Source organism: Helicobacter canadensis MIT 98-5491, from assembly GCF_000162575.1.
In the GTDB taxonomy this organism is placed as follows: domain Bacteria; phylum Campylobacterota; class Campylobacteria; order Campylobacterales; family Helicobacteraceae; genus Helicobacter_D; species Helicobacter_D canadensis.
Genome location: NZ_CM000776.2, coordinates 652430 through 674839 on the forward strand (window position 1 = coordinate 652430; position 22410 = coordinate 674839).

Sequence of the window (22410 nt, forward strand, 5' to 3'; positions counted from 1 at the left end):
TTATCTAATGAAAGAATTTGTTTTAGATTCTCATAAGTTACATTACCATTTTGAGAGGGTGGCAGAATTTCAGAAAAATGGAGATTGTTATCCTATATATATGGAAGTTTCTCCTGTTGGATTATGCAATCATCGATGTATTTTTTGTGCCTATGATTATATTGATTATCCTAATAGACATTTGGATAAAGAAAGATTTTTGAGTTTTTTGGATGAAGTTGCTTCACTTGGTCTTAAAAGCATTTTGTATGCTGGGGAAGGAGAACCATTAATTCATAAAAATATTGCGGATTTTGTTAAAAAGACAAAAGAAGTGGGAATTGATTGTGGTATGTTTAGCAATGGAGAACTTTTAAGTGAAAGATTAGCTGAACAATTATTGCCCTATCTTACATTTTTGCGATTTAGTTTTAATGGTGGGGATGCACAAACTTATGCTAAAGTTCATAAACCTTCTAGGAATGTAGGATCTAATATAGGTTCGGGGGGGGGGGGGGCATATCAATTAATGAGTAAGGTATTGCACAATATAGAATATGCTGTTAATTTTAAAAATAAAAACCAATTAAATGTGGATTTGGGTTCGCAATTTGTGCTTTTGCCCGAAAATAAAGATACATTATTATCGGCTATTTCCCATTTAAAAAATGCTGGAGTAGATTTTATTTCCGTTAAACCCTTTGTTTTTCAAAATGAGCAACAAAAATATAGTGAGAGGCAGGGTTTTATTTTTTTTGATGAAATTAAGGACTTGGCTAAAGAAGCTAAAAGTTATGAAGATGATAATTTTAAGGTTATTTTTAGAGAAAATGCTTTTTTAAATAAACAAAATGGGAGAAGTTATTCTCATTGCTATGGATGCAATTTTATAACAACTTTAAATTCTGCTGGAGATTTAGCTACTTGCCTTCCGTATTGGAATAAAGAAGAGTTTGTGTATGGCAATATTTATCAAAATTCTTTTTATGAAATTTGGAATGGAGAGAAACGAAAAAAAATTAAATCTTTTTTAGAGCGAGACTTGAATTGTCAAAAGTGTCCAACAAATTGCCGTCCAAATGCAATTAATGAATTTTTAAATGATATTTTTAGCAAAGAAATAAAGCATGTTAATTTTATTTGAAAATATGTTATAGGAGATGTATCGTATGACACAAACAGCAAAAGAGATTCGTAAAACAATTTTGCAAATTGCTAATCGTGCAAAAAGCCCACACATTGGTTCGGCTTTAGGGTGTGTAGATATTTTAAGTGCCTTATATTTTAAAGTTTTGAATTTACAGAATTATGAAACTAGAGACATTTTTATACTTTCAAAGGCACATGCTGCAATGGCATTGTATGCAACTTTATACCATAGAGACTTAATGAATAAACAAACGCTTTTGGGATATTACCAAAATGGCGGAACATTGCCAGCACACACAGATAGGAATTCTCATGCTTATATTGAGATTTCTGCAGGAAGTTTAGGGCATGGGTTGCCTATTGGCATTGGTATGGCAATGGCTTTTAAAAAGAGTAAGGAAGATAGGAAGCGTAATGTTTATATCTTGATGGGTGATGGTGAGATTCAGGAGGGAAGTATTTGGGAAGCAGCAATGCTTGGATCAAAGTTGAAGTTGGATAATATTGTAGTATTTATAGATAGAAATGATCTACAAGGTTATGGCAGGGCTAGTGAACTTGTAGAGTTTGAACCATTAGAGGATAAATGGAAGGCATTTGGTTGGGATTGCATACGGGTGGATGGACATTGCGAGGAAAAGATTGTTGAGGCAGCCACAAATAGAAGAAATCGACCACTTTGTATAATTTGTGATACCATAAAGGGCAAGGGAGTGGAATTTATGGAGGATAAATTAGAATGGCATTATTATTTGGTAACAGATGAGATTTATTCTAAAGCATTAGAGGTTTTAAAATGAGAAATGCAATAGCAAATTGTATCATTGAAGTAGCTAAAAAAGATTCAAATGTATTTTTGATTAGCGGAGATGCTGGGCTTGGTGTTTGGGATACATTTAAAGAGGAGTATAAAGAGCAATATATCAATCCTGGAATCAATGAAGCATTATGTGTTAGTATGGCAGCTGGTTTGGCTTTGTGCGGAAGAAAGGTTGTGTATTATAATATTGCTCCATTTGTAATGATGCGTCCTTATGAGCAAGTAAGAAATGACATTTGCTATCAAGAGTTGCCTGTTATTTTGGTTGGAACTGGAAGTGGCTTTACCTATATGCCAAGTGGTATGACTCATTATGCTTTAGAAGATATAGGTTTAGCCTTGAGTTTGCCAAATTTAAATATTTTTTCACCTTGTGATCCTTTGGAAGCAAAGGCTTGTTTTCAGTATGCTTATCACTCCAAGAAGCCAAGTTATATTAGAATCCCTAAAGCAGGCGAACCTAATTTGCATAAAAGGGAGATTGAAGATGTTGCACAATTGCAATTTTTATTGAAAAACAAGAGTGAGATTTTGCTTTTATCTCATAGTTCAATTGTTCAAGAAGTGCTTAAAGCAGGTGAAATTCTTGGATGTGATGTTGCGAGTAAGCCTTTTATTAATTCAATGGACTTTAATTTAGAATCCTATAAAATTATTTTTGTTATTGAAGAGCATTTTAGTTATGGTGGCTTAGGGACATTTTTAAGATCCCATACAAATGCAAATATAGAAATTTTAGGTGTGCCAAATAAATATGTGCATTTAATAGGGAATTGTGATTATGGACGCACTTTTTTTGGAATTGATTGTAAGGGAATCGTTGAATCTGTGCAAAAGAGAATGGAGTTATAATGGGTGTTTTACGAAATATTTTTACAAAATTGCATCAAAAGACCAAAAGGGATTATTTCACAAGGATGGCAGATTCTAAAGTAGAATGTATGGGTATTGCTAAGAAATATGAAAAGGATTTTTGGGATGGAGATAGGCGATATGGGTATGGTGGATATAAATATGATGGAAGATGGGAAGCGGTTGCTAGAGATTTGATAGAAATTTATCAATTAAATAACAAAAGCAAAATTTTAGATGTAGGTTGCGGAAAAGCATTTTTGTTGTATGAGATTAAAAAGATTTTACCTAATATACAGGTAGTTGGCTTTGATATTTCAGAGTATGCAATAAAAAATGCTAAGGAGGAAGTTGCAGAAAATTTATTTGTTTATGATGCACGAAGTCCTTTTCCATTTGGGGATGAAGAATTTGACTTAGTAATCTCACTTGGGACATTGCATAATTTAGCATTGTTTGATTTGAAAATAGCTTTTAGTGAGATTGAGCGTGTAGGAAAGCAAAAATATATTATGGCGGAATCTTATAGAAATAATCAAGAACTTTTCAATCTTCAATGCTGGGCACTTACTTGCGAGAGTTTTTTAAACCCTAGTGAGTGGATATGGATAGCAAGGGAGTTTGGATATAAAGGTGATTATGAATTTATTTATTTTGAATAGGAATGGTTATGGGATTGTTATATACGAAATATAAAATGTTTCATTATAAAGACAAGCTTGATTCTTTGCCTAAAGATAAAGCAATAATGCCGCCAATACATATAAGGATTAAACCTACAAATGTATGCAATCATGATTGTTGGTATTGTGCCTATAAAGTTTCGCATTTGCAACTTGGAAAAGATATGGTTGAGCGGGATTTTATACCAGAACAAAAGATGCTTGAAATTATTGATGATTGCGAGTTGATGGGTGTTAAAGCTATCACATTTAGTGGGGGCGGGGAACCATTGATTTATAAATATATGCCACAAACCTTGAAGCGTTTAATTGAAACAAATATTGCTTTTGCAACATTGACAAATGGAGCTAAATTAGATGGAGAGGTGGCAGAACTTTTTGCGAAATATGGCACTTGGGTGCGCGTGAGTATGGATGGCTATGATAATGAAAGTTATCAAAAATTTCGCGGTGTAGGGAAAAAGGAATTTGATAAAATTATTTCTAATATGGAGAAATTTAAAAAAATTGGCGGACAATGTTATCTTGGAGTGAGTTATATTGTGGGACAGGATAATTGGCATAAGATTTATGAAATTTCAAAGATACTTAGTGAGATAGGGGTAGATAGCCTTAAAATATCTCCAGCAATTGTTAGTAATGAAGGGGGAAAAACTAATATCTATCATCAAGCTTTTTATAAACAAGCAAAAGAAGAGATAGAAAAAGCACAAAATGATTTTGGAAAAACATTAGAGATTTATGATTCTTATCATTATCAGCTTAATAGTTTTGAAAAAGATTATTCTTGGTGTCCTTATTCTCAAATGCTTATGGTTATTGGTGCAGATTTAAATGTGTATCCTTGTCAAGATAAGGCTTATAATCTTGATGAAGCATTACTTGGAAGTATTAAAAATATATCCTTTAGAGAGTGGTGGTATCAAAATAAAGAGTCTTTTTTCAGGGTTAATCCATCTTGTGTTTGTAATCATCATTGTGTAGCACACGAAAAGAATAAAATGATTTTAGAATATTTGAATGCCGATGAGAAGCATTTAGGGTTTGTGTGAGGAGTGAAGTATGAATGAATTTGTAAGGTTTTATGAAGAAAATGGAATTTCTCCGGTTAGTCAAGATATTAGTGATTTAGAATTACATATTAAAAGAAGAGAGCGATTGTATCGGTTACTAGGTATTGATTCTAGATTATTTAAGGATGCGGATATTTTAGAGGTTGGTGCTGGAAGTGGCTATAATACTTTGGTTTTTTTGTTGCTTGGAGCTAAAGTAGATATTGTAGAGCCAAATCCGGTTGGCAGAAAGGAAATGCAAAAGCTTTTTGATAATTATAGTATTGACCCCAAACGCTATAGAATTTATGACTGCGTTATTGAAAAATATGAAAGCTCTAAAAAATATGATTTTGTAATTGCGGAGGGATTTTTGCCAGCTTTTGGTGATAGTGAAAGGGAAAAAATTTTACAAGCTTTATTGAAACAGGTTTCTCATAATACTTATTTAATTCTTACCACAATTTGTGAATTTTCGTATTTTTTTGAATATTTGAGAATAGTTTTAGGTTTATGCTTAGTTAGAGAAGTTAGTAATTTTTCAAATAAAGTCCAAAAACTATGTGTAGCTTTTAAAAGTCACTTAGATTCTCTTGGATTTGCTTCAAGACCTATAGAGGACTGGGTAAAAGATAGTATATTAAATCCTACAAATGATCATTTTTCATATAGTCTTAAGAAAAGCGCAGAAGATATTAGAAAATTTTCTATTTATAATAAAGAAGTGGGGAGATTTGATGTTATTGGAATATCTCCCAATTTTATTTTAAATTTAAGTTGGTATAAAGATATGGGATATTCTTATATTGATGCAGTCATAGAGCAGTTTGATTGCAAAAAGTATTTATTACTTAGCACAGAGTTTAAGGAAATGAATTTGAATCAAAAGACTATAGGGTGGTTATCAGATAATGTAGTTCAATTACGCTTGTTGGTGCATAAACTTAGAAAAAATGTAGATTTTTCAATAATTGAAGCAATAGTGGAGTTGTTACAGCAAATGAGTAATAATTGCTTTCAATTGGGAGAATTTTTCGTTGAAAGTTTGAGAGAATGTATTGAATTGCTTAAAAATCCATTGGAGCTAACTGAATATAAAATTTCTGCTATGCCAAATTTTTCTAGAGCTTGGGGAAGAGGGCAACAATATATGAGTATTAAAGCAATAATTGAGTAGTACCGAGAATTATATAAGAACTAGTATCTTTGGGTTAATTTTAAAAACATTGATGATAAATTAAATTTTGTTGAGATGATTTGGCATTGTCTAGAGTATATTTGTAATAAAATAAAAATATAAATTGGAATCATGTTTAAAGCAATAGTTGTTATGGATGATTTCAATTTGAATATTGATAGAGCAATAAAAAATGTAATATTGCTTAAAGAAGTTAGTGCTCTCTGCAATTAAAGTAACTTTAATTGTTATTACAATAGAATAAACAAGATTGTATTTTTTTATGTATTGTAGAAATTTAGAGGGGTTTATGAAAATTAAAAATATGAAATTACAAGAGTTATTAATGGGAATATAAAATCTTGTAAGATAGAAATAATTAGCGTTAGAGATGCAATGTAATTTGTAATTTTCTTATTGTAGAATAGATATATAAATAGTTTGGAAATTAGTATTTATGCTTAAAGTTTTAATAACAGGTGCCAGTTCTGGGGTTGGATTAGAAGTAGCAAGGCGGTTTCACAATGAAAATTTTTATATTTTACTTGTTGCTAGAAGTGCTGATAAATTATTAGCGATTAAAAATGAATTAAAAAATAATATAGAAGTATATCCTTTTGACTTGATGGATCGTAATAGTTTACATAATTTTTTGCTTTCCTTACAGAGTGATAACATATTACCTGATATTGTAATTCATAATGTTGGTGGAAGATTAGAAGCTGATGAGCAGCCTCTTACTTATGAGGCGTTACAACAAAGTGTGCATTTAAATTTAGGAATAGCAGTATCTATTAATTCATTTTTGTTGCCATTCTATGTCAAAAGGAAAAAAGGTTATATTTTACATATTTCTTCAGATTCTGCAACCAATGGCGAAGGTGCCCCTGGTTATGTTGCTTCTAAGGCTGCTTTAAATGCTTATATTAAAAGTACTGCAAGATTTTATGCTAAAGATAATATTTGTATTAATGGAGTGATGCCTGGAATTATTGAATTTGAAGGAAGTTCTTGGGCAAGAAAAAGACAAATAGCTCCCAAGATATATTATCAAGCTTTATCTAGGCAACCATTACAAAGATTTGCGACTCTGCAGGAAATTTCTCAATTTATATTATTGTTGGTTAAAGCACAGAATATGCAAACTACCGGACAAATTTATATTCTTAATGGAGGTAAGTGATGTTAGAAACCAAAGAAGACATTGCACAAAGATTAGGGATTTTAGACTATGATGCCTGTTTATTGTTCCCAAGATATTTTGAGATTGAAACAATTAATGCTTGCAATGCAAGGTGTATTATGTGCACCATAAATGAATGGAATGCTAGTGTAAAAAAGATAATTAGCGATACACTTTGGCAGAAATTTGTGAAGAATGTGGCAAATTATGTTAATGTAATTGAAAAAATTACATTGACGCGTGATGGAGAGCCGTTATTAGATAAGAAATTATCTCAAAGAATACAAGAATTAAAGTGCATTGGTATCAAAAAAGTAGTAATTGTCACTAATGCGCAAATTTTAGATAAGAATAAAGCACAGGAAATTTTGGAAAGTGGAATTGATGAAGTTATGTTTTCTATTGATGGATATTCTAAAGAAGTTTATGAAAAGATTCGTATCGGATTAAATAGAGAAAGAGTATATAGTAATGTGCTTAATTTTATAAAATTAAGAAATGAAAGTTTTCCTAAAGTCTGTATAAAAGTTCGCTTTATAGAGCAAGAATTAAATAAAATGGAATCCAAAATTTGGTTAGATTTTTGGAAATCAAAAATAAAATCAACAGATGTTGCTTATATTATGCCTTTGCATAGTTGGGGTAATCAGTTGGTTTCGGAAAAACAAGAAAAAATTGAATTATTTTCTTCGTTTGCTTGTATTTCTCCTTTTGGTTCTATGGCTATTCATTATGATGGTCGAGTGGGACTATGCGGGGTTGATTATGGTGGAAAATGTTTGATGGGAGATTTTTCGCGCGAAACTATAGAAAAGATTTGGCGTGGGAATAAGTTTAATGAGGTTAGAGATCTACATTTATCAAAACAGAGAAATGTTATTGAGTTATGTAGGGGTTGTGATTTATGGGATCGAACTTATAAATATTAGCTTGGGAGTAAGAATGGATAGGGTTTTTAAGATTCAAAGTTGTCGTTTATGTGGTTGCAATGATTTGAAGAAAGTTTTAGAATTATCTAAAAATCCAATTGGGGATAGGTTTTTTAAGAATAAAGAGTTGGCGTTATCTTGCGAATTGCATGATGTTGTAGTGATGATGTGCAATGTATGCGGTCAAATGCAATTAAGCGAAGTTGTGGAACCAAAAGAAATTTATGAGCAGGATTATTTATATACTTCTGGCACTTCAGTTGGTTTGGTGGAACATTTCAGACAGGGAGCTAAGGATTTAATTAAAAGGTTTAAGATACCAAAAGATTCTTTGGTAATCGAGATTGGAAGCAATGAAGGGGCAATGCTAGAAGTTTTTAAAAATGAAGGCATGCGAGTTTTAGGGATTGATCCTGCTTCTATTGCAGTAGAAATTGCAAAAAAGCGTGGAGTTGAGACGATTTGTGGCTTTTTTACACAGAATCTAGCTAGAGAAATTAAACTACAAAAAGGTAAAGCCAACATTGTGATTGCCAACAATGTGATTGCCAACATTCCTTTATTGGCAGATGTGGTGAAAGGTATTGAGTTATTGCTTGATGATAATGGTGTATTTGTGTTTGAGACAAGTTATGCACAAAGTGTTTTAAAGAAGCATTTGATTGACACGATTTATCATGAGCATATTAGTTACTTTAGCGCAAAACCTTTGGCAAAATTTTTCAATCATTGTGGATTGGAATTATTTGATGCAGAGGAAATCTGGACTAAAGGTGGGAGTTTGAGGGGATATGTCTCTAAGCCTCTGCGTTTTATTAAAACGCAGAGGCTAATGGAGATAATTCAAAATGAAGATGCCTTTGTTTTTGCTAGTCATATTGTTGCAAATAGTGTGAATTTAGAAAGATTGTTTAATGAAATAAAAGAAACACTTAAAGAGGGTGGAGAATTTATTTTTGAAAGTTTCTATGCTAAAGCGGTTTTGGAGAAAAATTTGGTGGATATGATATTTTTAGAACATATCAATTACCTATATCTTTTGCCATTATGTGAGTTTTTGGAAAAGAAAAATTTGAATCTGTATGATGCTAAGATTATTGAGAGTAAAGGTGGAAGCATACAAATTAAAATTACTCAAGATATGAGTAAGTCAAAGACTAAAGAATTGCTTTCTCTGATAGAAGCTGAAAAAGATTTTTTCAAACAGAGTGATATTTTTATAAATTTCACTAAAGGTTTGGAAGATTTTAGAGAGAAGGTTAGAAAGCTTGCATTGGAGATTAAGGAGCGTCAAGGAAGTGTTGGTGTGTATGGTGCTTCAGTGGGTGGAGTGATGATGGTGTATCATTTAGGGCTATCTGATGTGATTGATTATTTTTTAGATGATAATATTGTCAAGATTGGTAAATATGCACCAAATTTAGGCGTTTTGGTAAATGATTCTAAAATTTTAGAAGAAGATCCTAATATAAAAGAGATTATCAATGTAGCTTGGAGGTTTATAGATTCTATTGCACAAAAGCATAAGGAATTTCTAAAGAGAGGAGGAATATTCTATAATTTGGAATTACCGCAGCTTGAAATTAAGGAATGTCGTGAATAAAAAGAATTTATTTGTCTTTGGCGGTAGCAAAGGAATTGGGAGTGTTTTTACTCGGGAATTATCCAAAAAAGGAAAGTATAATGTTACTTTATTTGCAAGAACTAATCCAAATTCTATTGCTGTAGAATTTTATAGTGTTGATTTTTGTCATCAAGATAGTTTTTTGAAAGTGTTAGAGGAAGTAGCTAAGATAAAAGGCAAAATAGATCATATGGTATTTTTTCTTAAATTCCGTGGTAATAAATTTATGGATAGTTGGGAAGGTGAGATTCGTGTAGAGCTAGATACAATAAAAAATGTTATGGAGATATTAGATGTTTATTTATCAGATGATTCTAGCATTGTTTTTGTGAGCTCACTTTGTGGGAGTTTGATTTCTTTAAATCAATCTATTGGATATCATATGGCAAAAGCAGGGTTGGAACAAATGGCTCGATATTATGCAGTCAAACTCGGTTTTAGGGGAATTAGAGTTAATGTTGTTGCACCTACTTTGACTTTAAAGCCCGAAAATGAAGAGTTTTATAATCAAGAAACAGAATTGACCGCACTTTATTCTAGAATTTCTCCTCTTGGTAGGATTGCTAAAAGTGAGGATGTTTGCGAAGTGATAAATTTTTTACTTGATGTGAAATTTATGACGGGACAGATTTTAAGAGTAGATGGAGGTATAAGTTTGCAAGAGTATGAGAGTTTATTTAGGGATGTTGTTGAGGAGTATTTAAATAGAAATTTACAAAAGAAACAATGTGGTGCATTGAATTACTCTGTGAGTGGGGGGGGGGGGGCGTATTAAACCCTAAAATAAATAAAAACCTATTAAGCTTTTTAAAGGTTGCTTAATGGGAAAAATTAATTGGTGGAATATAGAATTAGGAGAAGAGGAGCAAGAGGCTATTAGAAAAGCTTTAGCGACAAGGCATATTGCTCAAGGTGAAATTACAGAAGAATTTGAGAGTAGAGTCGCAGATTTTTTAAATGTCCCTTATGTTGTTGCCGTTCCAAATGGAACTCAAGCATTGAGTTTAGCCTATATGGCATCAGGTCTAAAAGAAGGTGATGAAGTAATTGTTTCTAATCGCACATTTATTGCCACTGCACACGCTGCTATGATATTGGGTGCAAAGGTGAGAGTAGTTGATGTTAAAGAGAATCAAACTATTGATGAAGAATTAATAGAAGATAGAATTACAAACAAGACTAAACTTGTTGTGCCTGTTCATATGAATGGGGTTGCCTCGAATATGGATAGAATCTTAGAAATAGCAAAAAAATATAATTTGCAGGTAATTGAAGATGCTTGTCAGGCTTTTGGATCTAGGGATATTAAGGGTAGGTACTTAGGAACTATTGGGAGATTTGGTTGTTTTTCATTAGGGTTAGCAAAGATTCTTACTACTGGGCAAGGTGGGCTTGTGGTTGCACACAATAGGGAAGATTATGATTTATTAAGAAGAATTAGGAACCAAGGAGTTTTTGATGTAAGGCTTGAAAATATTTATAATATTCAGGCTTATAATTTCAAATTTAATGATATGCAAGCAAGTATTGGTATTGTTCAGCTAAGTAAAATGAAACAAAAAATTGAAAGAGTAAAAACAATTTATAAACGCTATCAAGAACTTTTGTCTAATAATTTACAAATTTTAGAAGTAAATGCAAATGAAATCCCAATGAGAAGTATTATTATTGCTGATCAAGTGAGGGATATTAAGGATTTTTTAGAAAAAATGGGAATAGGTAGTGCTTATGAGAGTCCTTCGCTTAATCATTGTTCTCATTTGAAAATTCAAACGGTTTTCCCTAAGAGCGATATTTTTCATAATCGAATGTTGATTTTACCGAGTGGACCTGATTTAAAGATAGAATATGTAGATGAAGTTTGTTTAAATATTAAGCGATGGTTTGGAGGTAATTAATGCGTTGTGTAGTAATAGGAACAACAGAGTGTGCAAGAAGTCTTGCAAAAGGAATATTAAAAAGCGGACATACTTTAGCGGCTGTTATTAGTTTAAAAAAAGAGTTGTTGCCTAATAATTCAATTTCATTAGAACTTTTTGCTAGGGAACATGGTGCTTTATATTTTGAGGTAAGTGATATCAATCAAGAAGAATTGCTTTTAAAGAATTTAAAGATGGATATTTTGGTGTGCGTATGGCCAAAGATTCTTAGAGAAAATATCTTTAAAATTCCAGAGATTACTATTTGTGCACACCCAACTGAACTTCCTAATAATAGAGGTAGACATGCCCTTCATTGGAGTAAAGTTTTAGGATTAAAACAAAGTGCCTTAACCTTTTTTGAGGTAGATAGTGGGATTGATACTGGCAAGATTATTTTGCAAAAGTTTTTTGAATTAGATGAAAGTGATACTATTAATACATTGAATGATAAAATTAATATTTTGGCGGAAGCTGGAATACAAGAGATTTTAAATAATTGTGAGTTGATAACAAATAGAAAATCACAAAGGCAAGGAGGAAATTATTGGAGAAAAAGGAATTTGCATGATGTGCTTTTAGATATGAGAATGTCTAAAGAAATGATTATCAATATTGTAAAATCATTTTGTTCTCCTTATCCTTGTGCTAAGTTAATTGTTGATGATCGTGTGATAGATATTCAGGAAGCTTATGAGGTGCAAGGACTAGAATGTCCTATAAATATAGAACATGGTAAAGTTTTTAATCTTTCATCTTGTGAAATTGTAGCTAAATGTGAAAATGGTTTAATTGGATTGAAAAGCAAGAATGATAAAGATTTTGAATTTTTAATGAATGCTTTTGATGAGCGGGGGGGGGGGTATATATTTATCCTCCAAGTTATTATATGGTCAAACACAAAATTATCCTTTAGCGTAAGTGGGGGATAAAATGTTTTATCCCCGTAAAGAACTTAAAAAAATGGGCTTTAAGAGTTTAGGAGAAAATGTTTATATTGATACGCGAACCACTATTGATAATCCTCGGAGCATTAGCATAGGTAATAATGTAAAAATTGGAAGTTTTGTTATCTTAAGTGGAGATATTATAATGGGTAATTATATACATATTGCTTCTTTTTCTGGATTATATGGTGGAGGAGGAATTAAAATAGAAGATTTTGTTAGTATTAGTAACTATGTGCGTTTGATTACCGAAAGTGATGATTATTCAGGGGAATCTATGTCAGCACCTTTTGTTCCTGATAAATTTAAATTTAAAGCACAAAAAGATGCTATATGTATCAAAAAACATTGCATTGTTGGATCAGGCTCTTTAATACTCCCTGGAGTGGTATTGGAAGAGGGAGTAGCAGTTGGTGCTATGAGTATGGTTTCAAAAAATACAGAAGCTTGGGGAATTTATGTTGGTATTCCTGCAAGAAGAATTAAAGATAGAAGTAAAAAGATTCTTCAACTAGAGAAACAATTTTTAAATGAAAATAATAAAAATAGTAATTTGTTAATTTAGTTTAAAGCTAATATACAAGGAAGTGCAATGAAGAAACAAGAAATAAGAAAGCCGCTCTAGGATTTTTATTTATCCAAAAGGCAAAGTTGGCTTAGATATTGCCTATCTTTTGAAGTTTGTTGGCTATAGTGATATAGTTTTTATAGATGATTCAATGGTGTATAGTAGTTTAGAAACCATGAGGGAAACTATTGGGAGTAAAGACTCGGTTTTTAGTGGTTTCAAGAAAAAATTATCTACCAATTTAAATATTTATTAAGATGTTTTTGCGACTCTTATATTTAGAATTACTTTAATATATTATGGGTTATCTTGATTGTTAGCACGAGCTTTTTTGCTCTACATAATTTTTATTTGCTAATATTATTGTGCAATATTTAAAAGAAGAAGTTTATAACTTTGGAAAAGCATCTCTTGAAATTGCCAATTTTGTCTTAAGATTATTGTGTATTAAATAGAATTTAATTGTTGCTAGATTAGAATAATGCATTTCTTTTTTTGGAAAAATGGGTGAAAATTTTAATTATTAAACTTGGTTATTCTGAAACATTAGATCCTGAAATGGGTAAAGTAGTTAGTCTTGGAGATGTCGTGCGATGCACGGTTGTATTGGAGGCTTTAAAGCAGAAATATCCCAATTCTTGCATTACTTGGTTGGTTGCCCCTGAAGCGTTTCCTTTGATAGTGGATAATCCTTATTTAGAGAGAGTGCTTGTGTGGGATGAATTTATCCCTTTTGCCTTGATGCGAGAGCAGTTTGATATGGTGGTGAATTTAGAAAAGATTCACGGAATTTGCGGATTAGCAGATATGATTCAAGCTTGGGAGAAGGTTGGATTTCGATTTGATGTGGTGAGTGGTAATTATAGTGCTTATGAGCGTAGTCTAGGTGCTACAAATTATATACAAGATAAGGCTAGCGGGAAAAAGAGTCACGAAATTTGGCAAAAGGTGATTGTTGAAATGGTGGGTTGCGAATGGAGAGAGCAGGAATATTCTCTCGGGTATAAACCAAAGCCAAAAGAAAAATTTCAGGTTGGATTAAATTATCAAGTGGGTAGCAAATGGCCCACAAAAGCGATGAAGAAAGAAAAATGGGAGGAGTTAGCAGTCTTACTTGAAAAAGATCAGATTAGTTTTTCTTGGCAGCAAGGAATGAATAATTTATATGATTATATGGATTGGATTGCAGGGTGTGATGTGCTAGTAACACACGATAGTTTGGGGGTGCATCTAGCATTAGCGATGAAAAAAAGTGTGATTGTGTTATTTGGAGCTACAAGTGGTGAAGAGATCTATTATTATGGGCGTGGAGTTTCAGTGTATCCAAAAAGTCTAGGTTTAAGTGGGTATGAATGCATCCCTTGTTATAATCCAACTTGCAATAAAGACATTCATTGTATGGATTTTATTGAGTTAAATGATATAGTTGGTTATATTAATAGGTACTTATAAGAAAAGGAGGGTATGTGTTTTTTACTATTGCAATTCCAACCTATAATAGGGCAAATTTATTGCAAAGATGCTTAGATTCTATAAAAAAACAAGATTTTATGGATTATGAAGTCTTGATACTTGATGATTGTTCAACTGATAATACCATTGAGATTGTTCAAGAATATTTAAAGGATAAACGCTATCAGTATATTAAAATGCCAAAAAAAATGGGATTTGGCGATAAAGTATATAAGTTTGCCCAGGATAGTAAATTATATAAAGGTGATTGGGTATTGCTTTTATCGGATGATGAATTTTTGTATAATGAGAATCATTTAGAGAATATTTATATTCATATTCAAAATAATCCACAAGTTAATTTTATTAGCGTGGATGCTGGTTATGGTTATGGAGAGATTGTTATTTTTGAGCAACAAAGTAATGTCGTGCTGCCTGAAACATTTTTATACCAAAACTTAAATGACAAACAAAAAGAGATTTTGCAAACAAAAATTAAAGTAGTCTATAAAAAAGATTTTTTAATTCAACAGGATCCTTTTAATAATGTAACTGATAATCATAGGGCTGACATTACAGCAGAAGTTGATTATTTGAAGTTATATAAAGCAGCTTCAATGGGGTATGTGGGTGGTATTGCACATATTTTTGGGGTAACGCCAAATGCTAGAGCGAAATATTTAGATTTTTATAATTGGATAACTTCTAGTGGAATGTGTTGCGTTAATATGGATTCTCAAGAAAAATTTTATCTAATATTGAAGCAATATTATTCCGAAGTATCTATGTGCCTTAACGCTTTTTTTGATTGGGGGGGCAATGAGTTGGCAGGAGCATTGTCTTATTTTTATGATGATGAGAATTATCCTATTTTTTTAAGAAGATTTGCACAAATTTATAAGGATAAGTTTCAAGATAAATTGTATTGTTATTATGAGGATTTCAATAAAAATTTAATGACAGAAATAGAAAGAGATATTGCTATAGAAAATTCAAAAAATATTGTTATTTATGGAGAAAATAGTTGGAGAGTGCAATTAGAAGATTTTTTAGTGAAGAGAGGGAAACATATTTTATTTGTTGCAGATGATAAGAAGGAAGGATATAAAACATATGAAGACATCGTTAGGGAAAAGGAAAATATCGATTTAGTGTTTATTTCAAGTGGATCTCCAAAGATTATTTATCAAATGATGCAAAAACTACAATTTAAGAAGAATCGAATTAATGTGGCAACTCTAATATTAAGAGATGAGAATTGGAAATATAATTTGAATTAAGGAATATAAATTATGATTACATTTTCTTTTGGTAGAAATTGGAAAAGGTTTATAGAATATGTTGCAAATGAACAGATTCTTAATAGAGCTATTAATTCTTTAAGAAAATATTTTGGTGAAGATTTTGATTTTTCAGATAAAGTTTTTTTGGATATCGGTTGCGGAAGCGGTTTATTTTCTGTAGCGGCTTTGCAATTAGGTTGCAAAAGAGTTATTAGTTTGGATGTTGATATTAATTCTATAGAGGCAACTAAAATGGCAGGGGAGAAATTCAAACCACAAAATAAAGAAAATTGGCAAATTTTTGAGGGTAGTATTTTAGATTCATGGTTAGTGGATAAGCTTAAAAAGGAATTAGACAATCAAAATGTTATTTTATATAGTTGGGGAGTTTTACATCACACTGGCAATCTAAAATTAGCTATGCAAAATGCAATGAACATTTTGTCTAGTGGGGGGGGGGGCGATAAATATGCATATATTGCCCTTTATAATAAGACAGAAGCAAGTTCTTGGTGGTTAAATAAGAAAATGTATTACAACCAGACAAATATTGTTATGAAAATTTTCATGGTTTGTTTCTATACTCTTTTTTTAACATTTGAGGATATTCGTAAAGGTAGAGGATGGAATATGTATGATAAGGATCGCGGTATGTATAAAATTACAGATGTGATTGATTGGTTAGGAGGGTTGCCTTATGAGCCTATTGCCAATGATGAAGTGATAGAGATTTGGGAGAAAGATGGTTTTTTATGCTTGAAAAATACTTCAACAAGATACTATAAACCTATTTATCCCAAGAGTAAGATTTATAGGTTATTTGTGTATTTGAAGGTTGTAGGGCTTGGCTGTAATGAATTTTTATTTAAGAAAAAATAATAAATAAAATAAGGAGTTTATTATGAAATATTATATTTATCCAAATGGAGGTAACGCAAAATATCTCGCAAATGCAATTAGCATTTTAGATGGGGGGGGGGGGAAATATCTTTTATTGATGATAGTTTAAAAACTCATTCTTTGGAAGTTGTAATACCTAAAATTAGAAATGAATTATCAAATGGAGAGGCAAAAATTTTATTAAGTTCTCAAAAATATATGCACCAATGCCTTCAAAAGTTACAAGAAAAAGGGATTCAAGTTGCCTATAATGGAATAAAATATTTAGGGGAAAGATTAAATCTAATGCTTAAGGAAAAATATAAGGGACAAAAAATATGTGGGATTTTCTGCGATACTGGTGGAAATCCATTGCATAAATATTTGGGTAATATTAGAGAGATATTGAACAATAATGGCATTAAACTAATTTATTTTTTATATTATGAGAGTGAATATTATAAGGAATTTTTGGAATATCATACAAAAAATAATGATGAAATCGTAATGGCAAATTATGAATTCCTTAGTCAATTTGACTTTGTGCCTTTTGTAATTACTCATTACAATGTATTGCATTTTCATCCAAATGTTGTAACTTTAAGAATTCATTCAAGTTTTGATGAAGTGTCTAATTATGTATGGCTTGTAGATTTATATCAAGATAGAGGAATAGAGAGAGCAGACACGATAGCAAATTATTTAAGCACTTATTTAAATATTCATTCTCAAACTCATTATAGATATTTTGAGAAAAATCAGCAGATTGGTGGAGTAGATCCTAATCCTATACCGAGATTTTTAAAAGGTGGGTATCCAAGCATTGATAGAGAGACAAAGGAATCTCAAGGGATTGATTTTTCTATGAAAAGAGATACTGTGATTTTTATTTCTGCATTGATTAATTTTTATTATGAAGACTACTATTCAGATATTTTAGAAGTAGTTTTAAAAGAAGGGTATCGTGTGGTTTTTAAATCAAATCCTAGTCATATCAGCTTTAAAGAAAGAGAGGATAGTTTTGCATTAAAGTTTAAACATTATTCTAATTTCATCTATCAGTGCAATGATGAACCACAATTGAGTTTGGAAAATAAAAATAGAAGCATCACAATTGTTGGGGCTTGTTCTTCCTTGATGTATTCTTATCCCGCTCTTACAAAGAGGCCAGCCATTCTTCTTTATCCAGAAAAAAATACCATTCCAAAAGATCTTTTAGATGAAGACTGCTTCTATAATCCTAAATTACATATTAGATTATTTAAAGAAGAAGCTAAAGAAGGTATTATAAAATATTTAAAAAAATTATCTAAAGATTTAGAATATCAAAAGCAGTGGCAAAAGCAAATAGAGGATTATTGCAAAAATGACTTATATAATTTTGGTGATGCATCAAGGTATATTGCAAATTTTATTTTAGAGTGGTATCAAGCAAGAAGTATTTTAAAGGAGTGATTATGCATTATTATATTTATCCAAATGGAGGTAACGCAAAATATATTGCTTGGATTATCGATTTTATGAATGGTGTTTTCAAAGAAAGAAAAGATAATGATACTTATTTTTTTATTGATGATAATTCTCCAGAACAAAGTTTAGAGAGATTATCCGCTGCTGTGAAAGAGGAAATTTTTCAAAGTAAAGCTAAACTTCTATTGTCTTCTCCTAAAAATTATGATAAATTGTTGGATAATTGCTTGAAATATGGTATTTGCGAGTGTTATGATGGAGTTAAAATTAGTGCAAATTGGTTAAATTCATATTACAGGGAAAAATTTGACTGTTCTAATATTATTGCTGTGCAATTGAGTGGCTTTAGTTCTTTTCAAAAACATTTAGGGAGTATTTGTCAGAGATTGCAAGAAGGTGGTTTGCAGATAGTGTATGTTGTTTCTTTGGGGCATTATTGGTTTAGCGAGATTAAAAATGATTTGGATAAAAGAGGCGAAAAATACCTGTGTGCCGATGCTGAAATATTGGAGAATTTAAATTTTTTCCCATTTATTATAGAACAGACTAATATTGCTCGGTTTTATACGGGTGTTTATAGTCTTAAGATAGTAACTAGTATGGAGCAAATCTCTAATAGAATTTGTTCAACTAAAGAATTGTTAGAAGTCTTAAATATTTCTTTTTTGTTGTCTTCTTATGTAAATATTCATTCTAAAAGTATTTATAAGGAGATTTTTAAATTGCAGAGCTTTAATGGGATTTTGCCATCACCTGAGCCGCGTTTGATACGGGGTGGATATCCGAGTATTGAAAAAGAAGTTGATGAGTTTGGAGATACTATAGATTATACCATTAAACGGGATACAGTGATCTTTATATCCACTTTTTTGAATTTTAATCAACCGCAAAAATTATCAAGATATATTTTAAAAGCCCTAGACTTTGGATTTAGGGTAATTTTTAAATCATGTCCTCCATTGGAGCAAACTCACAAATCAAGAGAAGATGATTTCGCGGAAGCTTTTAAATCATATCCGAATTTTATTTATTGGCAAAATGAAACCCCAAGACTTTCTAAAGAAGAACTGCAAAGAAGTATTACAGCCATTGAAATTTATTCTTCAATGATGTATTCTTATCCTGTTATTACGAAGAGGCCAGCAATATTGCTCTATCCTAATAGAAATGATACAAATCAAGAAATTTTAGAGAATGATTGTTTTTATCAGGAAAATTTACATATACGAATTTTTGAAGAAGATGAATCATCTTTTATTGAAGTGTTTGTAAAATTATCGGAAGATTTAAGTTATCAGAGAGAATGGGAAAAGAAAATTCTAGATTATTGCCAGAACGATTTATTTAATTTTAAAAATGCAAGTATTTATCTTTCAAATTGGATTTTAAAATGGTATAAAAAGAGAAGATTATTAAAAAATAGTCTATAATTTTATTTTTTAAAAGGAAGTTTTTATGCAGATATTTATTTTGAATTTTTGGAGAACAAGAGTTGACAATGTAATTAAAACATTAGGATTGGAGAATTTTGATAAAACAAATATATTGCAAGAGCGGAAGATACAAGATTTTTTTGATGATGAGCTTTATAAACTTTCTAAAGAAGTAGAATTTATCAATAATAATGGGGGGGGGGGCAATAATAATTGCTTTTAATTATCCCTTGCTTGAAGAAAAAGATAGAAATTTTGCTACGATTTTTTTTAAAACAGCAATAAAACTTGAGGAAAATTTATATTACTATCCAAAACCAAATCATTATATGGAGATAGATGATTTCGCATTATTTGCATTGAAAAATAAATTAACTCCAGAAAACTTAAAAGTTGAATCGCTTTATAGAAAAAATTTGATACAGAGAGATTTGAGGGGAAAGTTGCATGGTATTTTGAGAAGAGAGAAGCATATAGAAGAGAAATATATCAACAAAAAGTTTTTTTATGAAAGTAGAAAGCTGTTTAATCTTTCGTGGCAGTGGCAAGAATATCGAGTTGCAAAAGAGCAACTTGAATATGATCTAATTGAGAGGATGCAAGAATGGTATCCTTATCCATTAGGATTTAATATATCAATACATAATGTATGTAATCTTACTTGTGTTATGTGTCCATTTTTTTCAGAAGAATTTAAAGTTAACCATCAAACAGATTTTTTTAAAACAAAAACATTTTTAGAGGATAAGTTTGTTTATGAAGCGATTGATTATTGTGCTGAAGCTAGTGTAAGCAATCCTCAATTAACGGTAGGATTTACAGCAGCTGGTGAAGCGACTTTAGATCAGAGATTGCCAGATTTTATACATTATGCTAGAAATAAAGGAATCCCATGGACTTACATAGTAACCAATGGAACGCTCTTACATAAAATAGGTAAAGAACTTTTGGATTCTGGTTTAAATCGTATGACTATAAGTATTGATGGAGCAACTCCTGAAACTTATAGAAAAATCAGGGGTGCTGATTTAAATAAAGTTGAAAAAGGTGTGAGAGAATGTGTAGAGTATGCAAGAGAGTTAAATGCTAAGGGGCATAAAATAGAATTTGATTTAAATTGTGTTCTTACAGATACATTCTGTGAAGCACAAGAAAAGGAATTATACTTATCTAAGTGGGAAGATTGTAGGGATATTATTGTGAGAATATTTTTTACACGTCTTGTTATTTACGATAAGCAAGGAAATGATATTAATAAGGATAAAACTTTTTCTCAAAGAGATATGGTTTGTAGTTTTCCTTGGAGTAATTATGCTATAGATTGTTATGGCAATGTTACTGTGTGCTGCACTATGGATGCAAGCTCAATGTATCAACCCATTTCGATTGGGAATGTCAAAGAATTAGGTGTGAGAGGTGTATGGAATTCTGAAATGGCAAAAAAATTAAGAAAAGAGCAGTTGCAGCAGCAATTTAAAAGATTTAGTCTTTGTGCTGGTTGTGCAGAGAAATTTAAATCATGTTTTGATGAAGATAATTGCGTCACCACAAAGCATAATTTGGATATAAAATGAAGAAAGTCTTGATTTATGGATTTGGATGGGCGGGGAAAAGTTGTCTCTTGTTGTGTGAACATTTGAATGTTGATGTTAACATAGTGGATGATAATGAAGAATTCTCAGAATTTGATATGCGTTTTAAAAGGATAGAAGCAGTATCTGCCGAAGATTATAGTATTGTTTTTATTGCGGTTATTGACAATCAAAAGGCTTTAAAAATTAAAAGTCGACTTTTAGAATTGGGTTTTCTAGAAGAAAAGATTAAGCATTTTTATGAAATGCGATATTCAAGGAATATGTTTTATTTATTGCAAGAAAGATATCAAAATCAAGATCAATTATTAATGGAATGTCTAGGGGATGATTATGAAATGCCTATACTTCATCGGTTTTTGAAAAATCTTATTTTAAAACATTATAATAATAAAAAAAATGATAAAATTAAACTAAAGCTAAGAAAAGAAATAGATGCTAAATATCCACTTTATAATGTTTTTGCCAAAATGCATGAAGTTTCTATGAATTGGTGGGAAATTTCCACAATTAATTACCCTGGATTTAATGTTTGGAGTTCTATTTATCGCAAAGAAGATAAAAATTTTTATTTTATTGATAAAATAGATTTTAAACAAATAAAAAATAGAGAAAATAAAAAATTAATTGTTGTATTTGGTAATAGTGCCTTACGAGTTGAATATCTCGTTGGACAAAGTATTACAGATTTTTTAAGAAAAGATTATGATTTAAGGGAATATATTGTTATTAATGCTGGAGTGTCTGGTTATACCATTTATGAGCAACTTTTATTATTTAATGCACTTTTTTATTGTTTAAAGCCGGATGTTGTACTTTCTTTTTTTGGTGGTACCGATTTAATGTTGGGATTTTCAGCTTGTGATAAGCTTTTAAAGGATCATAAAATGATATATTATCCTAATATGTGGGAGAGTGGATATAAAACAAAAAGTGGGAGCGTATTGCCAATATATAATGAATTAAAAGGGCTTGTAAATGGTGATGTGTTTGGGACAATTAATGGTAAAGTTGCACTTCAGGATATTTGCGAGGCTATTCATGTTCGTTTGGTTCAATTTATGCAAATTGCTACTTTAGAAAAAGCAAAATTTTACGCGTTTATTCAACCTTTGTTGCCTTGTAAGTTAAAATGGAGTGATAAAGAAGTAGAGATGAGATTAAAAGAAAAGAAAAGATTATCTCAAGTAGATCCTTATCAAAATGAACTTATAGAAAAAATACCCATTTTTATTGATGCTTTAAAAATGGAATTATCTTCTGAAAATTTTGTTTATGATTTAAACGAAAAAATAAAGGAGCAAAAGGGAACTTTTTTTGAAAGTAATTGGATACATTGTAATGCAAAGGGTAATAAATTTTGTGCATCAGAGGTTTTAAAAATTTTAAAAACTAATGGTTTGTGATATAATTTAGATG

Annotated in this window: 21 protein-coding genes; all 21 read left to right on the top strand. The window is 30.9% G+C overall.

Going from position 1 to position 22410, the window contains the following annotated elements:
* Nucleotides 1-7 precede the first annotated feature (7 nt).
* The 21 genes from HCAN_RS08115 (at nt 8) to HCAN_RS03435 (ending at nt 22397) form a co-directional block, all read left to right on the top strand.
* Nucleotides 8-1123: a radical SAM protein gene (locus tag HCAN_RS08115; protein ID WP_006656792.1), complete on the top strand. Its 1116-nt coding sequence runs from the start codon at nt 8-10 to the stop codon at nt 1121-1123.
* Nucleotides 1124-1148: 25 nt separating this feature from the next.
* Entirely contained in the window at nt 1149-1928 is a 780-nt protein-coding gene (locus tag HCAN_RS03340; protein WP_006656793.1) for a transketolase, read from the top strand.
* Nucleotides 1925-2800: a transketolase family protein gene (locus HCAN_RS03345; RefSeq protein WP_006655329.1), complete on the top strand. Its 876-nt coding sequence runs from the start codon at nt 1925-1927 to the stop codon at nt 2798-2800. Before HCAN_RS03340 ends, HCAN_RS03345 begins: the two co-directional genes overlap by 4 nt.
* Nucleotides 2800-3462, top strand: a complete 663-nt coding sequence (locus HCAN_RS03350) for a class I SAM-dependent methyltransferase (RefSeq protein ID WP_006655330.1) — start codon at nt 2800-2802, stop codon at nt 3460-3462. Before HCAN_RS03345 ends, HCAN_RS03350 begins: the two co-directional genes overlap by 1 nt.
* Nucleotides 3463-3470: 8 nt before the next feature.
* A complete protein-coding gene (locus HCAN_RS03355) occupies nt 3471-4535 on the top strand; it encodes a radical SAM/SPASM domain-containing protein (RefSeq protein ID WP_006655331.1) in 1065 nt (354 codons plus the stop codon).
* 10 nt (nt 4536-4545) lie between these two features.
* Nucleotides 4546-5712 (top strand): class I SAM-dependent methyltransferase, encoded by a 1167-nt coding sequence (locus HCAN_RS03360; RefSeq protein WP_006655332.1) that lies wholly within the window; start codon nt 4546-4548, stop codon nt 5710-5712.
* 457 nt (nt 5713-6169) lie between these two features.
* Entirely contained in the window at nt 6170-6895 is a 726-nt protein-coding gene (locus HCAN_RS03365) for an SDR family oxidoreductase (RefSeq protein WP_006655333.1), read from the top strand.
* Nucleotides 6895-7824, top strand: a complete 930-nt coding sequence (locus HCAN_RS03370; RefSeq protein WP_006656794.1) for a radical SAM/SPASM domain-containing protein — start codon at nt 6895-6897, stop codon at nt 7822-7824. The genes HCAN_RS03365 and HCAN_RS03370 overlap by 1 nt, the downstream gene beginning before the upstream one ends.
* Nucleotides 7733-9427 carry a class I SAM-dependent methyltransferase gene (locus tag HCAN_RS03375; RefSeq protein WP_231232534.1) on the top strand — a complete coding sequence of 565 codons (1695 nt, stop codon included), beginning with the start codon at nt 7733-7735 and terminating at the stop codon, nt 9425-9427. The genes HCAN_RS03370 and HCAN_RS03375 overlap by 92 nt, the downstream gene beginning before the upstream one ends.
* The gene (locus tag HCAN_RS03380) at nt 9420-10223 is read left to right on the top strand and encodes an SDR family NAD(P)-dependent oxidoreductase (RefSeq protein ID WP_006656795.1); all 804 of its coding nucleotides are present in this window, start codon (nt 9420-9422) and stop codon (nt 10221-10223) included. Before HCAN_RS03375 ends, HCAN_RS03380 begins: the two co-directional genes overlap by 8 nt.
* A 46-nt stretch (nt 10224-10269) precedes the next feature.
* Complete coding sequence (locus tag HCAN_RS03385) at nt 10270-11346, top strand: DegT/DnrJ/EryC1/StrS family aminotransferase (protein ID WP_006655337.1); 1077 nt, start codon at nt 10270-10272, stop codon at nt 11344-11346.
* The gene (locus HCAN_RS03390) at nt 11346-12299 is read left to right on the top strand and encodes a formyltransferase family protein (protein WP_006655338.1); all 954 of its coding nucleotides are present in this window, start codon (nt 11346-11348) and stop codon (nt 12297-12299) included. The genes HCAN_RS03385 and HCAN_RS03390 overlap by 1 nt, the downstream gene beginning before the upstream one ends.
* Before the next feature lies 1 nt (nt 12300).
* Nucleotides 12301-12879: an acyltransferase gene (locus tag HCAN_RS03395; RefSeq protein ID WP_006655339.1), complete on the top strand. Its 579-nt coding sequence runs from the start codon at nt 12301-12303 to the stop codon at nt 12877-12879.
* A gap of 510 nt (nt 12880-13389) precedes the next feature.
* Nucleotides 13390-14334, top strand: coding sequence for a glycosyltransferase family 9 protein (locus HCAN_RS03400; protein ID WP_006655341.1), 945 nt, complete (start codon nt 13390-13392; stop codon nt 14332-14334).
* Between the two features lie 14 nt (nt 14335-14348).
* Complete coding sequence (locus tag HCAN_RS03405) at nt 14349-15614, top strand: glycosyltransferase family 2 protein (RefSeq protein ID WP_006655342.1); 1266 nt, start codon at nt 14349-14351, stop codon at nt 15612-15614.
* A 12-nt stretch (nt 15615-15626) separates the two neighbouring features.
* Entirely contained in the window at nt 15627-16496 is an 870-nt protein-coding gene (locus HCAN_RS03410) for a class I SAM-dependent methyltransferase (RefSeq protein ID WP_006655343.1), read from the top strand.
* Nucleotides 16497-16637: 141 nt separating this feature from the next.
* Nucleotides 16638-17951: a hypothetical protein gene (locus HCAN_RS03415; RefSeq protein ID WP_034556391.1), complete on the top strand. Its 1314-nt coding sequence runs from the start codon at nt 16638-16640 to the stop codon at nt 17949-17951.
* A 2-nt stretch (nt 17952-17953) separates the two neighbouring features.
* On the top strand, nt 17954-19396 hold the full coding sequence (locus HCAN_RS03420) for a hypothetical protein (protein ID WP_006656796.1): 1443 nt from the start codon (nt 17954-17956) through the stop codon (nt 19394-19396).
* Between the two features lie 25 nt (nt 19397-19421).
* Complete coding sequence (locus HCAN_RS03425) at nt 19422-19622, top strand: hypothetical protein (protein ID WP_006655346.1); 201 nt, start codon at nt 19422-19424, stop codon at nt 19620-19622.
* 7 nt (nt 19623-19629) lie between these two features.
* Nucleotides 19630-20973 carry a radical SAM/SPASM domain-containing protein gene (locus HCAN_RS03430; protein ID WP_231232535.1) on the top strand — a complete coding sequence of 448 codons (1344 nt, stop codon included), beginning with the start codon at nt 19630-19632 and terminating at the stop codon, nt 20971-20973.
* On the top strand, nt 20970-22397 hold the full coding sequence (locus tag HCAN_RS03435; RefSeq protein ID WP_006655348.1) for an SGNH/GDSL hydrolase family protein: 1428 nt from the start codon (nt 20970-20972) through the stop codon (nt 22395-22397). Before HCAN_RS03430 ends, HCAN_RS03435 begins: the two co-directional genes overlap by 4 nt.
* Nucleotides 22398-22410 lie beyond the last annotated feature (13 nt).

Excerpts from the sequence above, each read along its gene's own strand:
- HCAN_RS08115 (WP_006656792.1), top strand. The coding sequence starts at position 8 with ATGAAAGAATTTGTTTTAGATTCTCATAAGTTACATTACCATTTTGAG.
- HCAN_RS03340 (WP_006656793.1), top strand. The coding sequence starts at position 1,149 with ATGACACAAACAGCAAAAGAGATTCGTAAAACAATTTTGCAAATTGCT.
- HCAN_RS03345 (WP_006655329.1), top strand. The coding sequence starts at position 1,925 with ATGAGAAATGCAATAGCAAATTGTATCATTGAAGTAGCTAAAAAAGAT.
- HCAN_RS03350 (WP_006655330.1), top strand. The coding sequence starts at position 2,800 with ATGGGTGTTTTACGAAATATTTTTACAAAATTGCATCAAAAGACCAAA.
- HCAN_RS03355 (WP_006655331.1), top strand. The coding sequence starts at position 3,471 with ATGGGATTGTTATATACGAAATATAAAATGTTTCATTATAAAGACAAG.
- HCAN_RS03360 (WP_006655332.1), top strand. The coding sequence starts at position 4,546 with ATGAATGAATTTGTAAGGTTTTATGAAGAAAATGGAATTTCTCCGGTT.
- HCAN_RS03365 (WP_006655333.1), top strand. The coding sequence starts at position 6,170 with ATGCTTAAAGTTTTAATAACAGGTGCCAGTTCTGGGGTTGGATTAGAA.
- HCAN_RS03370 (WP_006656794.1), top strand. The coding sequence starts at position 6,895 with ATGTTAGAAACCAAAGAAGACATTGCACAAAGATTAGGGATTTTAGAC.
- HCAN_RS03375 (WP_231232534.1), top strand. The coding sequence starts at position 7,733 with ATGAGGTTAGAGATCTACATTTATCAAAACAGAGAAATGTTATTGAGT.
- HCAN_RS03385 (WP_006655337.1), top strand. The coding sequence starts at position 10,270 with ATGGGAAAAATTAATTGGTGGAATATAGAATTAGGAGAAGAGGAGCAA.
- HCAN_RS03390 (WP_006655338.1), top strand. The coding sequence starts at position 11,346 with ATGCGTTGTGTAGTAATAGGAACAACAGAGTGTGCAAGAAGTCTTGCA.
- HCAN_RS03395 (WP_006655339.1), top strand. The coding sequence starts at position 12,301 with ATGTTTTATCCCCGTAAAGAACTTAAAAAAATGGGCTTTAAGAGTTTA.
- HCAN_RS03410 (WP_006655343.1), top strand. The coding sequence starts at position 15,627 with ATGATTACATTTTCTTTTGGTAGAAATTGGAAAAGGTTTATAGAATAT.
- HCAN_RS03420 (WP_006656796.1), top strand. The coding sequence starts at position 17,954 with ATGCATTATTATATTTATCCAAATGGAGGTAACGCAAAATATATTGCT.
- HCAN_RS03425 (WP_006655346.1), top strand. The coding sequence starts at position 19,422 with ATGCAGATATTTATTTTGAATTTTTGGAGAACAAGAGTTGACAATGTA.
- HCAN_RS03435 (WP_006655348.1), top strand. The coding sequence starts at position 20,970 with ATGAAGAAAGTCTTGATTTATGGATTTGGATGGGCGGGGAAAAGTTGT.